The following is a 15,159-nucleotide window of genomic DNA, read 5'->3' as shown; positions in this document are numbered from 1 at the left end:
CAGCCGGACGTATGAACGCCGGACCAATGGCGGTAGCCGGACCAATGGCGGCACGCCGGACCATGGCGGCAGGGCGCGTGACCGTCGGACGAATGACCGGCGGGCGCATCGCGGTCGGGCGGACGAAACCGGACTGCGGCATGACGCCTGAACCGTTGTCGCCGTCAGCTCGAAAGGACCCGACCCGACAGGGTGCGCACCCGCAACCCACCGCCGCCGTCCACCCACCGCCGCCGTCCAGCCACCGGGCGGCGTCCAGCCCTGTCGCGCGTCCGACCACCCGACTGTTTCTCCTGGTCATCGGCGTTTCCGACCGACCGGAGGGCCATCCGGCCGTGGGCCGAACGGACGAAAGCGATCACGGCTCTTGGCGACCGACGGTCCGTCACTTAGCGTTAGCAGCACGCCTCAACGCGAGCGGCGTTCACATCCCCTCCCGCCTGCGGATTGGCTGTCATGCTGGAAGTCCTCCTGGCCTCGACCATCACTGTGAGTGCCGTCGCGCTGCTGCTGATCGTCGGGTCTTTCGGCTACGGCTTCGTCCGCCCCGAGGTGGCCTACCGGCCGCGTCACGCGCTCCGGTCGCCGCGCTACGGCCCGGTACGCCCGGACCAGGTGGCCGTCCTGATCGCCTGCCGTAACGGCGCCGCGACCATCGCCGAGACGGTACGCGCGGCACGCGCCACCGGCAGCGACGTGTACCTCGTCTCCGACGCCTCGACCGACGACACCGCTCACCTCGCCGAGTCCGTCGGCGCCCGGGTGCTGGCCCTGGCCCGCAACGTCGGCAAGCCGGCCGCCCTGCACGCCGGATACGTCGAGTTCGGTCTCGGTACGCACTACCGCGCGGTCGCCATCCTCGACGACGACGTGGTGGTCGCGCCGGACTTCGTCAGCGCCGCCCTGGCCGAGCTGACCGAGGAGGTCGGCATCGCGGTGGGCCACAACGTCACGTGGTGGCCGCCGGAACGGCGGTGGAACCCGTGGCTGGCCAAGCGCGCCTACAGCTACTGGATGTATCAGGCGGTGATCCGCCGGATCCAGAGCCACTTCAACGTCATGAACTGCATCTCCGGCTCGAACTCGGTGTACCGCACCGAACTGCTGGACGCCGTGCTGCCGCAGCAGCCGCCCTACATCGTCGACGACACGTACTGGGTGCTGGAGACGCACCGGCGCCACCTCGGCCGGGTGGTGTACGCGCCGCGCGCACTGGCACACCTCCAGGACCCGACCACGCTGCCCGACTGGTACCGGCAGAACCTGCGCTGGATGTGGGGCACCTTCCAGGGCGTCATCGGGCACCGGGTGGGTCGGCACACGAGCCGCTTCGACTTCGCGTACCTGCTGCTGATGCTGCACTGGGTGCTCTATGTGGCCGGCGCCCCGATGACCCTCTGGCTGCTCGCCACCGCCGGTCCGGGGCTGTTGGCCGGGCTGGGTCTCATGCTGGCCGGGCAGAGCCTCTGGGTCGGGCTGGCCGCCTGGCGGCTCCGGCGCCCCCGCCTACCGCTGTTCCTCCCCGTGATCGTCTTCGCCGACCTGCTGTACCGGGTGATCCTGGTGCACGCCCTGGTGAAGGCGATCCGACAGCCGACGGTCGACCGGTGCGTCTGGGATTCCCCGGCGCGCATGGCGGTCGGCGTGAAGGGCTGAGGGAGGTGACAACATGTCCGCGAACCAGGACCTCCCGCTGACCGGCGCCTCCACCGCCACCGTCGGCCTGCTCGGCAGCATCCTGCTGGGGCTCGGCGCCCTGCTGGTGACCGCCGCCAAGTGGGGCGCCAAGGCCCGCCGCAAGGTCGGCTGACGTACCGCGTCGCGGAAGGGCGCAGACGGCTCGTGGCCCGGGTCCCCCGGTGGTATGGGGGACGCGGGCCACGAGGCCGATCAGAGCGTGGGTCAGTCGGTGACCGTGACGGTCACCTCGTTGACACCCCGTCCGGCGGTGACGGCGGTGTCGCCGTTGCCGTGCCGGGACAGCGCCCGCAGGGTCCAGTTGCCGGGAGCGGCGAAGAACCGGAACTGACCGGCCGGAGAGGTCACCACCTCGGCGGTGAACTCGCCGGTCGAGTCGAGCAGCCGGACGTAGGCACCCGGCACCGGCTCACCCTCGGTGGAGCGGACGAGGCCGGTGATGACCGTCTCCTTCTCCAGGTCGATGCTGGCCGGCAACGGCGCGGCCTGATCCGGTGCGGCGCAACCGGCGGCGGTCGGTGCGGTCATCTCAGGCCTCCCCGGGCTCGTCGCCGAGCGCCACCGGCACGCCGACCAGCGAGCCGTACTCGGTCCAGGATCCGTCGTAGTTCTTCACGTTGCGGTGGCCGAGCAGCTCCTGGAGCACGAACCAGGTGTGCGAGGAGCGCTCGCCGATCCGGCAGTACGCGATGGTCTCCTTGCCGTCGTCCAGCCCGGCCTCGCCGTAGATCTTGCGCAGCTCGTCGTCGGACTTGAAGGTGCCGTCCTCGTTGGCCGCCTTCGACCACGGCACGCTGATCGCGGTGGGGATGTGGCCACCCCGCTGGGCCTGCTCCTGCGGCAGGTGGGCGGGGGCGAGCAGGCGACCGGCGAACTCGTCGGGGCTGCGCACGTCGACCAGGTTCTTGGTGCCGATCGCGGCGACGACCTCGTCGCGGAAGGCCCGGATGCTGTTGTCCGGCTCCTGCGCGACGTACTGGGTCGCCGAGCGGGTCACCTCGTCCCGGACCAGCGGACGGCCGTCCAGCTCCCACTTCTTGCGACCGCCGTCGAGCAGCTTGACGTCGCCGTGGCCGTAGAGCTTGAAGTACCAGTACGCGTACGCGGCGAACCAGTTGTTGTTGCCGCCGTACAGGACGACGACGTCGTCGTTGCCGACGCCACGCTCGGAGAGCAGCGCCTCGAACTGGGTCTTGTTGACGAAGTCCCGGCGGACCGGGTCCTGCAGGTCGGTCTTCCAGTCGAGCTTGATCGCACCGGCGATGTGACCGGTGTGGTAGGCCGAGGTGTCCTCGTCGACCTCGACGAAGACGACGCCCGGGGCGTCGAGGTTCTTCTCGGCCCACTCGGCCGAGACGAGTGCGGTGTCGCGACTCATCAGATCACTCCCTGGTGAGGATGGATGGTGAGCCAGCGCGCGGAATTCGCTGTGATGAAGGAGTCGCACCACGCGCGGGACCCATAGCTAGGAACGGATCACGGGATTCGTGCGACGGCGCCGCTGCCGGGCGTCCGGTGGGGTGCACCGGGATCAGGTACGCGTACCCCAAGTGCCGAAGGCCGCTAGGCGGCCCGAAACAGCCCCGCCGTCAGATGACGGGGCGACACAGGCAGGTGGCCACGCGGCACAGGTCGACCGCGCGCCGTTTGGTGAGGAGCGTCCCCATGACCAGGGAGCCTATCAGCGATCTCACGAATCTCCACCGGCCCGACCAGCATCCGGGACGTGGGCGCCGGGATCAGCCGACCGAGTTGATCGGCACGTCCCGTGCGTCCGCCGTCACCGTCAGCCCCTCCGGCCTCGGCACGACCTCCCGGACGGTGAGCTGGAACGGCAGCTCCGGCAGGGGTACGTCGACCGAGATGCTGCGGGCGAAATTGTTCAGCAGGGTGCGGGCGATCGGCAGGCTGGGCAGGCCCTCGGCGTCCAGGTCGTCGAAGCGGAGCGCGATCTGCCCCTGCTCACCGACGACGATCTCGGCGGTGCCGGTGACCGTGAGGCGCTGGCCGAGCACGTCCAGCGGGGCGGTCACCGAGAGCTTGCCGTCCTGCTCGCCGAGGGTCAGCCCCTCCCGGTCGAGCAACGCGGCGAGACTCTGGTAGTCGATGGTGCCGGTCCCGTTGACCGTCTCGGCCACCACGTCGCCCTGGCCGGTACGCAGCGTGTCCAGGCTGGCGCGGACGTTGCGGGCGTCCACGTCCAGGCTGGGCAGCGCGACCGCGTCCCCCTGCACCGAGCCCTGTACGTCCCGCAGCCGGATGGTGACCCGCTCGTAGCGGCCGTCGAGCACCTGGGTGAGGAAGGGGAACCCGCCCAGCTCGACCTCGGGCGGGGAGGACTGCGCACCCTGCTGGGCCACCTGCTGGCGGACCTCGTCGGCGATGGTGCGTTCGGCCACGTTGGCCGCGACCCGGTCGGCGATCGCGAGCAGACCGACGAGTACGACCAGCAGGACGACGAAGCCGATCAGTACCTTGCGCCCCCGTCGCCGCGGGCGCCGTCCATAGGTCTGCTCGTGCTCCACACCTTCTCCTTGTCCTGTCGCACGTCGATCCCGGCCGAATCGCCGGTACGCCCGGCGGCGCACCGGTGTTACCCGATGTCCGGATTCCTCAACCGCCCGCCGCAGCGGCCGGCTACAACACCAGTCGGCACATCAGGTACGCGGCCGGGGCGGCCATCGCGAAGCCGGCGAGCGGCCCCTGCACGTGCCGCGCCGCCCACGCGTCGGGCAGTTCGCCCGCCATCAGTCGACCGGCCTCGGCGTACCCGGAGGCCAGGTCGGCCAGCACGGCGACGACTGCGGTGACCAGGGCGATGATCGCGGCCCGGGTCGGGGTGAACGGGGTGACCAGATAGCCGCCGAGCAACGCGCTCCCGAGCGTACCCACCATCGCGCCACCGACCACCCCGGCGGCCCCTCGCGGCACCTGGGGGGCGAGCCGGGGCCAGGCCGCGACGGCGTCGGTCAGCCGGGCCACGGTGAGCGCGACCGCGCTCGCGGCGAGGCAGACCACAATCGCCTGGGTGCCGGCGGGAACCCGGGTGAGCACGATGAGCGTGGCGAAGGCGACCGGGCCGAGCACGATGGTCGCGGTGGTCCGCACCGAGTCGGTCACCCGTAGCCGGTCCACCCGCCGGACCAACTGGCCGAGCACCGCCACGAGCACCCCACCGGCCGCGACGTAGAACAGCGGCAGGATGCGGGGTTCGGCCGTCCGGATGGCCACGGTGTCGGCCACGGCGGCGGCCAGTACGCCGGCACCGATCACCACCGCGGCGGCGGGCGGCCGGTTCACCACCGTCCAGACCAGCACGAACAGCACCTGCACGAGGAACACGACGATGGCGAAGGGCACCCGGTCGCCGGGTCCGGAGGTCTGCGCGCCGATGATCAGACCGATGCCGAGCAGCGCGGCGAACCCGCCGACGGCGAGGGAGAGCTTCGTGGGGACCTCGACCGGTGGCTCGTCGTACTCGTCCTCCTCCTCGTCGAGCGCGTCGTCGGCACGCCGGGGCGAGCCGCCGCGCCTGAGGCGTCGCGGGCCCCGGGAGCGGCCCCGCTCCTCGGTATCCACGGCCGGACCGGTACGCGGTGCCGAGCCGTCCCCGGGGGGCACGTCGTCCACCCACTGTTCGCGGTCGGCCTCGGGCGAGTTGGAGGGAAACACGCACCGATCGTGCCAGACCAGATGCACAACTCGGGTGCCACGGTTTCCACGACGTTAAAACCTTGGCCGCGATCATGGGCAGAAGGGGCAAACCGGAAACCATTACGCGGTCCAAGCAGGGCCATCGGCTACTCTCAAGCCGAAACCCGCCCGTCAGCGACGCCGGGACCCACGGAAGTTCCCAGCGCCCACTCGCCCTGAGTGCCGCTGGTCGCGTGCGGCCACACCGGCCGCCGGGACGGAGGTGATCGTGGAGATCCTGCTGCTGGTGACCGCACGGGCAGGCGAACCATCCGCTGTGCTGCCCGCACTCGACCTGCTGCCGCACTCGGTGCGCACCGCACCACGCGACGTCCGCACCCTGGTCGCCGGTCCGAGCCCGGACGCCGTGCTCGTCGACGCCCGCTCCGAACTCAGCGAGGCCCGGGCGACCTGCCGCATGCTGCACGCCACCGGGCTGGGCGTACCGCTGGTCGCGGTCGTCACCGAGGCCGGCCTGATCGCGCTCAACGCCGACTGGGGCGTGGACGACGTCATCCTCGCCTCCGCCGGTCCGGCCGAGGTGGAGGCCAGGCTGCGGCTCGCGGTCGGCCGGTTGAGCAACGCCACGGCCGGTGCCGGCGGCTCGATCCGGGCCGGCGAGCTGATGATCGACCCCGACACGTACGCCGCCAAGCTCAAGGGCCGCCCGCTCGACCTCACCTACAAGGAGTTCGAGCTGCTGAAGTTCCTGGCCCAGCACCCGGGCCGGGTGTTCACCCGCGACCAGTTGCTGCGCGAGGTCTGGGGCTACGACTACTTCGGCGGCACCCGGACGGTGGACGTGCACGTGCGTCGGCTGCGGGCCAAGCTCGGCTCCGAGTACGAGTCGATGATCGGCACCGTGCGCCAGGTGGGCTACAAGTTCGTCGTACCGTCGAACCGGGCGCTGGCCGAGGCCACCGAGCACGCGTCCCTGGCGTTGCACCCTCTCACCGTCGAGGGCTAATTCCCCCATATGCCCCTTTTGGGCAACTCGTCAGCCTTATGGTGACTGCCGAGTTGACCAGCAAAAGGGGCTGCGGTGGGCACGTATTTCGGGAGCTCGGCACGACGGCCGGTGAGTACGACACAGGCGGTCGGCATCATCGTGCTCGTGGTGTCCGCGGTGCTCGGCTCGACGTACCTGCTCGGGCGCAACCTGCTGCCCCAGGAGCCGCGCGACAACTCCGCGGTCACCGCGACCGGTGCCGAGCATCCCGAGTACGCCGACCAGGTCCCGCCCTCGGCGGACGCCCCCGCACCCACCGGCACGCCCGGCGCCGTCCCGCCCAGCGGCGTCCCGCACGACCCGGACCAGGGCGAGGCCCAGGACCCCAACTTCGGTCCGATGGGCACCCGGGTCACCACCGGCACCGGCACCGTCGCCCTCACCTTCGACGACGGGCCGAACCCGGACTACACCCCGCAGGTGCTCGCCCTGCTGCGGGAGCACCGGGTCACCGCGACCTTCTGCCTGGTGGGCCAGAACGCCCAGGCGTACCCGTGGCTCGTCCAGCAGATCGTGGCCGACGGCCACACGCTGTGCAACCACAGCTGGGAACACGACGTGACGCTGGGCGCGCGGTCACCGGAACGGATCCGGAACGACCTGCTGCGCACCAGCGAGGCGATCCGCGCCGCCGTGCCGGACGCCCCGATCGCCTGGTATCGCCAGCCCGGCGGCGCCTGGACGTACTCGCTGATCGCCACCGCCCGGGAACTCGGCATGACGCCGCTGCACTGGACGCTGGACACCTCCGACTGGCAGCGGCCCGGCGCGAACCGGATCGCCGCGTCGGTGCTCGACGGGGTGCAACCCGGCTCGATCGTGCTGCTGCACGACGCCGGAGGCGACCGACAGGGCACAGTGGACGCTTTGTACCGCATCCTGCCCGAACTGCGTGGCCGACTCGACGTCCAGGCGCTACCGCGTCACGGATCCTGACCGGCGCCGGCCCGCCCACCGCCGCGATGTCGCCGGTGACCCGGATACGGTGACGGGATGAGCGGCACTCGATCGACCGGCGACCAGGTCCAGCGCACCGAACGGCTCGGGCCCACGGAGATCGCCGAGGTGCTGGCGCTGGCCCGTACGGCGGGCGACACCGACGGCGCGGACCCGTTGGACGAACACGTCCTGCTCCGGCTGCGCGACGAGCGGGCACCCGCGATCCACCTGCTGACCCGCGCCGACGACGACACCCTCACCGGATACGCCCACCTGGACACCGGCGACCCGGCCGACGGGATCGGCGCGGAACTCGTGGTGCACCCCGCGTACCGCCGACGCGGCATCGGTCGGGCGCTGGCCCGCGAGATGGTCGTCGCCGCCACCGGGCCACTGCGCGCCTGGGCCCACGGCGACCACCCGTCGGCCGCCGCGCTCGCGGTGGACCTCGGTTTCCGCCGTGCCCGGGTGCTCTGGCAACTGCGTCGACCGCTGACCGCACCACTGGACCCGCCGCGCCTGCCCGACGGGGTGGAACTGCGCGCGTTCCGACCAGGTCAGGACGACGACGCCTGGCTGGCCCTGAACGCCCGCGCCTTCGCCGACCATCCCGAACAGGGCCGCTGGACCGCTGACGACCTGCGCGTACGCCTCGACGAGCCGTGGTTCGACCCGGCCGGTTTCCTGCTCGCCGTCGAATCGTCGACCGGGCGGCTGCTCGGCTTCCACTGGACGAAGGTGCACGCGCGGGAAGGGTCGGCGCGCATCGGCGAGGTCTACGTACTCGGGGTCGAGCCCACCGCGCACGGCGGCGGGCTCGGTCGGGCGCTGACCACGGCCGGGCTGGCGTACCTGCGGGAGCAGCGCGGGCTGGACCGGGTGATGCTCTACGTGGACGAGTCCAACACCGGCGCGGTGGCGCTCTACGAGCGGACCGGGTTCGCCCGCTGGTCCGCCCACGTCAACTACCACCTCGGCTGAGGTGGGTCAGCGCGTCGGCGGGGTCTCCAGATAGAAGCGGGGATCGGCCTCGTCAGAGAGGTCCAGGACCGGCGTGATCGGGCTGCCCGCGTCCCGGGCCGCCGCCGCCCGCGCCACCGCCGCCAGGTCGGCACAGGCGGCCACCTCGGCGAGGGTGACCTGGGTCGGCGGCAGCATCGTCAACTCACCGGCCGCCGCGCGCTCGCAGGCGTCGCCGGGCCTGATCCACAGGGCGTGGTCGGCCTCGCCGGAGACCTCCCGGGTCCGCTGCCCCTCGGGCAGCAACGCGACGAAGAAGTACGTGTCGAAGCGGCGCGGCTCGAAGTCCGGGGTCACCCACCGGCTCCACGGCAGCAGCAGATCGGACCGGAGCGTCAGGTCCCGCGCGGCAAGCAACTCGGCGAAGCCGGTCCGGCGCTGCTCCAGGTCGACCCGGGCGGCCTCCCAGCCGTCGTCGCTGACGTCGCCGACCACCCGTTCCGCGTCCGGACCGGCGAGCAGCACCCCGGCCTCCTCGAACACCTCCCGGGCCGCCGCGCAGACCACCGCCTGCGCGGCCTGCGGCGGCACGCCGAGGCGTACGCCCCAGTCGGCCGGTTCGGGCCCCGCCCAGTCGAGGTGCGCGGTCGAGTCCGAGGGGTCGACCCCGCCGCCGGGGAAGGCGTACATGCCGCCGAAGGCCATCGCCGCGACCCGGCGGATCAGGTAGACCTCGAAACCCTCGTCGGCGGGACGAAGCAGCAGCACGGTGGCGGCCGTCCGGGGCACCGTGGGAACCCCGCCCGACGCCTGGAACCGGCGGGCGTGCTCCACCAGTGCGGGCGGCGCGGGATAACCACGGTCCAGGGTCATACGCCGAGCTTAGAGCGATGTCCCGGCCGGTGGATCAGCGGTGCCGCCCGGAGGTGATCTTCGGTAGCGTCACGCCATGACTCGTTGGGGCATCCTGGCCACCGGCCACATCGCCGCCCGCTTCGCCGAAGACCTCCGCCTGGTGCCGGGCGCGGAACTGGTCGCGGTCGGCTCACGGACCACCGCCAGCGCCGAGCGCTTCGCCGAGCAGCACGGCGCGACGCGGGCGTACGGCACCTGGGACGATCTGGTCGCCGACCCCGAGGTGGACGTGATCTACGTCGCCACCCCGCACGCCGCCCACCACGAGGCGGCCCGCACCTGCCTGGTGGCCGGCAAGCCGGCGCTGGTGGAGAAGCCGTTCACGCTCGACCTGGCCACCAGCACCGAGCTGGTGGAGATCGCGCGCGCGGGCAACGTCTTCCTGATGGAGGCCATGTGGATGCGGTGCAACCCGCTCATCCTGCGTGCCTGTGAGCTGATCGCCGAGGGGGCGATCGGCACCGTCACCGGCGTACGGGCCGACTTCGGCGTGGCCGGGCCGTTCCCGCCCGAGCACCGGATGCGGGCCCGGGCATTGGGTGGGGGTGCCCTGCTCGACCTGGGCGTCTACCCGGTGAGCCTGGCCCACCTGATCCTCGGTGTGCCGCAGCACCTTCGGTCGTGGGCGAAGCTGGGGCCGGAGGGCACGGACGAGAACACCGGCATCGTGCTCGGGTACGACTCCGGTGCCGTCGCCACGCTGAGCTGCGGCATGGTCGGGGCGACCGGGCTGACCGCCTCGATCGTCGGCACGACCGGGCGGATCGAGCTGCCCGATCCGTTCTTCCGGCCGGACGGCTTCACCCTGCACCGGGCGGACGCGCCGGCCGAGACGATCACCGCCGAGCTGGTCGGCAACGGCTACCAGTACGAGGCGATCGAGGTGCAGCGCTGCCTGGCCGAGGGGCTGACCGAGAGCCCGTTGGTGCCGCACTCGGCGACCCTGGAGATCATGACCCTGCTGGACGACGTCCGCGCCCAGATCGGCGTCTCCTACCTCTGAGCGATGTTAGGAAGGGTCCCCTGCTATACGCGAGGCGTTAGCAGGGGACCCTTCCTTTCATCTCAGCTGAACAGGGGGCGGACGATGAAGTACATCAGCGCGCCGATCGAACCGGCGGCCGGGAACGTCAGGATCCAGGCGCCGACGATGTTGCCGGCCACGCCCCACCGCACGGCGGAGAGCCGCTTGGTCGCCCCGACGCCCATGATCGCCGAGGTGATCGTGTGCGTGGTGGAGATGGGCGCGCCGAGCACCAGCGCGTTGAAGTAGAGCACGCCGCTGGCCACGGTCTCGGCCGCGAAGCCCTCCGGCGGGCGCAGGTCGATGATCTTCCGACCGAGGGTCCGGATGATCCGCCATCCACCGGCGTACGTGCCGGCGGCCAGCACGGCGGCGGAGGTCCAGAACGCCCACTCCGGGATGTAGGTGGCGTCGTCCTGGTAACCACCGACGAAGAGGGCGAGCACCACGATGCCGATGGTCTTGGCGGCGTCCTGCATGCCGTGGCCGACCGACATGGCCGCCGCCGAGGCGGTCTGCGCCCAGCGGAAGCCCCGGTTGAGCTTGCCCGGGTGCCCCTTCCGGAAGATCCACTGCACGGCGATCATCGCGATGTAGCCGAGGATGAAACCGACCATCGGCGAGAGGATCATCGGGATGATCACGCTCTCGCCGATGCCCTTCCAGAGCACGGTGCCCGAGGCCGCGACGGTCGAGCCGACCAGACCACCGATCAGGGCGTGCGAGGAGGACGAGGGAAGTCCGAAGTACCAGGTGATGATGTTCCAGGTGATCGCGCCGATCACACCGGCGAAGACGATACCGAGGCTGGACACACCGGTGGGCAGGTCCACCAGCCCGCTGCCGACGGTCTTGGCGACCTCGGCGCCGAAGTGCGCGCCGATGAAGTTGCCGACCGCCGCCATGGCGAGCGCGACCCGGGGTGTGAGCGCCCGGGTGGAGATGCTGGTCGCGATCGCGTTGGCGGCATCGTGGAAGCCGTTGGTGTAGTCGAACACCAGGGCCACCCCGATCACCGCCAGCACCGCGATGAGCTCGGGACTCACAGGATCAGGACTCCTTGACCGCGATGGTCTCGACGGTGTTCGCCACGTGCTCGAAGGCGTCGCAGGCGGCCTCCAGCTCGTCGGCGACCTCCTTCATCTTCAGCACGGTCAAGGCGTCGTACTCGCCGGAGAAGAGTCGCACCAGCAGCATCCGGTACGCCTGGTCGCCGTCGTTCTCCAGCCGGTTGATCTCGATCCAGTAGTCCTCCAGGTCCTTCATCGACTTCAACCGGGGCATCGCCTCGGCGGTCAACTTGGCCTGCTGGTCGAGGACGTGCACCAGCTCGTGCATCTCCCGGGGCAGCGAGGGCAGCTTGGTCAGCCCGTAGAGGTAGAGCAGGTTGCCGACCGCCTCCAGGTGGTCCATCACGTCGTCCAGCAGCGACCCCAACCGGTAGATGTCCTCCCGGTCGAACGGAGTGACGAAGGTCGAGTTGATCTTCTTGAACAACTCATGTGTGATCTTGTCACTGTCGTGCTCGACCTCGGTGAGCCGCTCACTGACCGACTGCACCTCGACGTCGGGCAGGGCCAGCTCGTTCAGCAGCGCGGTACCCCGGACCAGGTTCTGCGCAGCCCTGGTGAAGAGCTCGTAGAAGGCGCCCTCGTTGGGGCGAAATGAAAACCTCACAGCACGGACCTCGTCGTGTCGGTGGTAGGGGTGCAGCCGCCGTCCGGCGCCCTGCTGAGGGAATGCTAGGGAACCCCCCGAGCGGACCTTCGGCGGCCCACCCCTGGCCAGGTGCCATTCACCGCTCGTTCAACTTCCGTTCACCTTCAGCAGACCCGTTGTCCTCAGCAATCGCTCCCGTTCCCCCGCGATGTCGAAGTCCGCGGGCGGATACCCCAGCGGGAGGGTGTCGAACGTCTCACGCAGCAGGTGCGCCACCGCCCAGTCCCGGTACCACTTCCGGTCCGCCGGCACCGCGTACCAGGGCGCGGCGTCGCTGCCGGCGCGGCCCAGCAGCTCCGCGTACGCGGACTGGTAGTCGTCCCAGCGGGCGCGGGCGTCGATGTCGGAGGGGTGGTACTTCCAGTGCTTCGTCGGATCGTCCAGCCGGGCCAGCAGCCGACGCGCCTGCTCGGTGTGGGAGATGTGCAGGAAGACCTTGACGATCGCCACCCCGTCGTCGGTCAACTCCCGCTCGAAGTCGTCGATCTCGACGTACCGGGGGCGCCAGACGTTCTCCGGTGCGCGTTCCTGCACCCGGGGCACCAGGATGTCCTCGTAGTGCGAGCGGTTGAACACCCCCAGGTGCCCCGCCGGCGGCAGCGCCTGTCGGATTCGCCACAGGAAATGGTGTCGGAGTTCCTCGGCGGTCGGCGGCCCGAACGCCCGGATGTGCACGCCGAGCGGGTTCATCGCGCCGACCACCCGCTTGACCGTGCCGTCCTTGCCACCGCAGTCCATCGCCTGGAGGACCAGCAGCACCCGCCGCCCCGACCCCGGGTCGGCCTTCGCACCCGCGAACAGCATCTCCTGCTGGCGGGCCAGTCCGGCACCGACGTACCTGACCTGCCGACGGGCCCACCCCTTGCGATCCGGCCCGGTCACCTCCGAGCCGGGCAACCCGGGCGTCGCGCGCGGGTTTGTCGCCCCGAGGTCGACCGGCGCTCCGGGTGGCACCCGGAGCAGGTCGCGTACGGTGCCGCCGATCGGCGCCACCACGTCAGTTCCACCGTCGTCGCCCATCGCAGCATCATCGCGCGCCGACGGTGGTGGCGCGCGGCGACGCCGGAGCCGGTCGGGCTCAGACCACCAGAGCCAACCACTTGCGGTACGAGGAGGCGAACGGCTCGGTGCCGTCACCCAGGGCGCCGAGCAGCCACCGTGCCGCCGCCTCGGCCTCCGCCACCAGGTCGTCGGGGTAGCCGAAGCGGGCCCGGTGCTCGGCGAACTCGTCCTCGTCGCGCAGCTCGACCAGGCCGGTCTCCCGCCGCCGGACCACGTCCAGGTCCAGGTCGATCAGGTGCACCGTGTCCTCGCCGTCCCAGCGGGCCGGGCTGGTGATGTCGCAGTAGACCTCGCTGGTGCGCGGGGGCGGGTTGAACATGCCGGTCCACCAGGCGTGATGCGGCACGAGCAGCACGAACGGGATCTGCTCGACCGACGGGCGGCCGTGGTAGACGGAGCTGGTGCCGGCCGACACGCCGAGCCAGACCCCGAGGTCGTCCTCGGTCAGTCGGCGGGCCGGGTAGTCGCGGTGGGCGCTGCCGTCGTACTTGCGGTAGATCACGCGGACCACGTCGCTCGGCATGAGTCGCACCCTAACCGATTTCGCCCACCCGTCGCCGTCAGGAAGTTACCGGACGACGGGGAGATATGTGTCGCACCGTGACGCCGCAACACGGCCGATCGGTACGGCCCGCGTCAGCCCCGCCGGGTACCGTGCCACGGTGACTCCGCCCCGCGCCGCCACCGGCTCCGCCCGCGCCAAGGCCCGCCGTCGAGGTGACCGGCCCGGCGGGGCCGACCTGCTGGCCGCCGCCGTCGGCGCGGTGCCCGGCGGGGCCGCCCGCCCCGGGCAGCAGCAGATGGCCACGGCGATCGAGGAGTGCGTCGCCTCCGGCGACCACCTGCTGGTGCAGGCCGGCACCGGGACCGGCAAGTCCCTGGCCTACCTGGCGCCCGCCCTGACCGTCGACGGGCCGGTGGTGGTCTCCACCGCCACCCTGGCGTTGCAGTCCCAACTGGTCGAGCACGACCTGCCGCGACTGGCCGACGCGGTGGAGCCGGTGCTCGGTCGGCGGCCGACCTTCGCCGTGCTCAAGGGCCGCCACCACTACCTCTGCCTGGCCCGGTTGGAGAACTCCAACGAGGACGAGCCGGAGGACACCCTCTTCGACGCCCCCACCGAGCGCCCCGGCGGTGGCGCCAAGTGGCTGGGCGAGGCCGGTCGGCTCGGCAAGCAGATCCAGCGCCTGCGGGACTGGGCCATGGAGACCGACACCGGTGACCGGGACGAACTCGACCCCGGCGTCGACGACCAGTCCTGGCGGCTGGTCTCCATGCCGGCCCGGGAGTGTGTCGGCGCGAGCCGCTGCCCGTACGGCGCGGAGTGCTTCGCGGAGGCGTCCCGGGCCCGCGCCCGCGAGGCCGACATCGTGGTGACCAACCACAGCCTGCTCGCCGTCGACATGCTCGCCGGACGGCACATCGTCCCGCCGCACAAGCTGCTGGTGGTGGACGAGGCGCACGAGCTGGCCGACCGGGTCTCCTCCGCGGCCCAGGCCGAGCTGACCCCGGAGCTGATCGACCGTTCCGCCCGGCGGGCCCGTCCGTTGCTGCGGCCGGAGACCGCCGAGGCGCTGACCGCGTCCGGTGACGCCCTCGCGGTCGGGCTGGCCGAGGCACCGGCCGGACGGATCACCGACGGCCTGCCCGACCCGCTGCGGAATGCCTGCACGCTGCTCGACGCGGCGACCCGCGCGGCGCTGGACGGCATCGGCGACATCAAGGCCGACGACCCCGACCCGGTACGCAAACAGCAGGCCAAGTCCGTGCTGGACGAACTCTCCACCACCGCCCAGCGGCTGCTGGACGAGGCGGAGCACGACGTGGCGTGGGTGGAGCGCAACGACAACACCGGGCGGCGGGCCCTCGTCGTCGCGCCCCTCTCGGTCGCCGGCACGCTCGCCACCCACCTCTACGACGAGCGGACCGTGGTGGCCACCTCGGCGACCCTGGCCCTGGGTGGGCGATTCGACACCGTGGCCCGTGCCCTGGGTCTGGACGCGCCGCCGCCCACCCCGCCGACGCCGGCCGCCGCCGCGCTCGCCGACACCACCCGTCGACCCCGGACGGCACCGGGTGACGCGGCCCCCGCCGAGACCGGGTCGGGCGGCGCTCCCGTCGGGTCCGGCGCGGCGACTGA

16 protein-coding genes and 1 pseudogene are annotated in these 15,159 nt (G+C 71.6%); 7 read left to right on the top strand and 10 right to left on the bottom strand.

Annotated features, from left to right (window positions below):
• The first annotated feature begins 456 nt into the window (after positions 1-456).
• Positions 457-1,656, top strand: coding sequence for a glycosyltransferase family 2 protein (locus tag ACFYTT_RS16205; RefSeq protein WP_254876992.1), 1,200 nt, complete (start codon positions 457-459; stop codon positions 1,654-1,656).
• A 13-nt stretch (positions 1,657-1,669) separates the two neighbouring features.
• Positions 1,670-1,810 carry a hypothetical protein gene (locus ACFYTT_RS16200; RefSeq protein ID WP_162854347.1) on the top strand — a complete coding sequence of 47 codons (141 nt, stop codon included), beginning with the start codon at positions 1,670-1,672 and terminating at the stop codon, positions 1,808-1,810.
• Positions 1,811-1,902: 92 nt separating this feature from the next.
• Here ACFYTT_RS16200 and ACFYTT_RS16195 read toward each other — a convergent pair whose 3' ends face one another.
• The 5 genes from ACFYTT_RS16195 to ACFYTT_RS16175 form a co-directional block, all read right to left on the bottom strand.
• Entirely contained in the window at positions 1,903-2,226 is a 324-nt protein-coding gene (locus ACFYTT_RS16195; protein ID WP_131052727.1) for a DUF1416 domain-containing protein, read from the bottom strand.
• Between the two features lies 1 nt (position 2,227).
• The gene (locus ACFYTT_RS16190) at positions 2,228-3,076 is read right to left on the bottom strand and encodes a sulfurtransferase (protein WP_387259959.1); all 849 of its coding nucleotides are present in this window, start codon (positions 3,074-3,076) and stop codon (positions 2,228-2,230) included.
• Between the two features lie 211 nt (positions 3,077-3,287).
• Positions 3,288-3,365 carry an Ms5788A family Cys-rich leader peptide gene (locus ACFYTT_RS16185; protein ID WP_311202345.1) on the bottom strand — a complete coding sequence of 26 codons (78 nt, stop codon included), beginning with the start codon at positions 3,363-3,365 and terminating at the stop codon, positions 3,288-3,290.
• Between the two features lie 72 nt (positions 3,366-3,437).
• A complete protein-coding gene (locus ACFYTT_RS16180; protein ID WP_131052729.1) occupies positions 3,438-4,223 on the bottom strand; it encodes a DUF2993 domain-containing protein in 786 nt (261 codons plus the stop codon).
• A gap of 112 nt (positions 4,224-4,335) precedes the next feature.
• Positions 4,336-5,370, bottom strand: coding sequence for a hypothetical protein (locus ACFYTT_RS16175; protein ID WP_131052730.1), 1,035 nt, complete (start codon positions 5,368-5,370; stop codon positions 4,336-4,338).
• A 250-nt stretch (positions 5,371-5,620) separates the two neighbouring features.
• On the opposite strand from ACFYTT_RS16175, the gene ACFYTT_RS16170 reads away from it, so the two are divergent.
• The 3 genes from ACFYTT_RS16170 (at position 5,621) to mshD (ending at position 8,320) form a co-directional block, all read left to right on the top strand.
• Positions 5,621-6,358, top strand: coding sequence for a response regulator transcription factor (locus ACFYTT_RS16170; RefSeq protein ID WP_131052731.1), 738 nt, complete (start codon positions 5,621-5,623; stop codon positions 6,356-6,358).
• Positions 6,359-6,469: 111 nt separating this feature from the next.
• Positions 6,470-7,336 (top strand): polysaccharide deacetylase family protein, encoded by an 867-nt coding sequence (locus ACFYTT_RS16165; protein ID WP_387259955.1) that lies wholly within the window; start codon positions 6,470-6,472, stop codon positions 7,334-7,336.
• 57 nt (positions 7,337-7,393) lie between these two features.
• On the top strand, positions 7,394-8,320 hold the full coding sequence (gene mshD, locus ACFYTT_RS16160) for a mycothiol synthase (protein ID WP_387259952.1): 927 nt from the start codon (positions 7,394-7,396) through the stop codon (positions 8,318-8,320).
• A 6-nt stretch (positions 8,321-8,326) separates the two neighbouring features.
• On the opposite strand, the gene ACFYTT_RS16155 is transcribed toward mshD, so the two are convergent.
• Positions 8,327-9,172 (bottom strand): NUDIX hydrolase, encoded by an 846-nt coding sequence (locus ACFYTT_RS16155; RefSeq protein ID WP_387259950.1) that lies wholly within the window; start codon positions 9,170-9,172, stop codon positions 8,327-8,329.
• A gap of 76 nt (positions 9,173-9,248) precedes the next feature.
• Here ACFYTT_RS16155 and ACFYTT_RS16150 point away from each other — a divergent pair, with 76 nt between their 5' ends.
• On the top strand, positions 9,249-10,217 hold the full coding sequence (locus ACFYTT_RS16150) for a Gfo/Idh/MocA family protein (RefSeq protein WP_387259949.1): 969 nt from the start codon (positions 9,249-9,251) through the stop codon (positions 10,215-10,217).
• A gap of 62 nt (positions 10,218-10,279) precedes the next feature.
• On the opposite strand, the gene ACFYTT_RS16145 is transcribed toward ACFYTT_RS16150, so the two are convergent.
• From ACFYTT_RS16145 to ACFYTT_RS16130, 4 genes are all read right to left on the bottom strand, one after another.
• On the bottom strand, positions 10,280-11,284 hold the full coding sequence (locus ACFYTT_RS16145; RefSeq protein ID WP_176095356.1) for an inorganic phosphate transporter: 1,005 nt from the start codon (positions 11,282-11,284) through the stop codon (positions 10,280-10,282).
• Between the two features lie 4 nt (positions 11,285-11,288).
• Positions 11,289-11,915 carry a DUF47 domain-containing protein gene (locus ACFYTT_RS16140; RefSeq protein WP_131052737.1) on the bottom strand — a complete coding sequence of 209 codons (627 nt, stop codon included), beginning with the start codon at positions 11,913-11,915 and terminating at the stop codon, positions 11,289-11,291.
• Positions 11,916-12,044: 129 nt separating this feature from the next.
• Positions 12,045-12,977, bottom strand: a complete 933-nt coding sequence (locus ACFYTT_RS16135) for a PPK2 family polyphosphate kinase (protein ID WP_387259945.1) — start codon at positions 12,975-12,977, stop codon at positions 12,045-12,047.
• Between the two features lie 58 nt (positions 12,978-13,035).
• Positions 13,036-13,542 carry a DUF402 domain-containing protein gene (locus ACFYTT_RS16130; protein ID WP_131052739.1) on the bottom strand — a complete coding sequence of 169 codons (507 nt, stop codon included), beginning with the start codon at positions 13,540-13,542 and terminating at the stop codon, positions 13,036-13,038.
• A 67-nt stretch (positions 13,543-13,609) separates the two neighbouring features.
• Here ACFYTT_RS16130 and ACFYTT_RS16125 point away from each other — a divergent pair.
• Positions 13,610-15,043 (top strand): annotated as a pseudogene (locus ACFYTT_RS16125) (ATP-dependent DNA helicase); the annotation flags it as partial.
• Positions 15,044-15,159: the final 116 nt, after the last annotated feature.

Source organism: Micromonospora sp. NPDC003816, assembly GCF_042874705.1.
Lineage (GTDB): Bacteria > Actinomycetota > Actinomycetes > Mycobacteriales > Micromonosporaceae > Micromonospora.
Note: the sequence above shows the minus strand (reverse complement) of the source record. Positions and strands in the feature narration are given on the sequence as shown.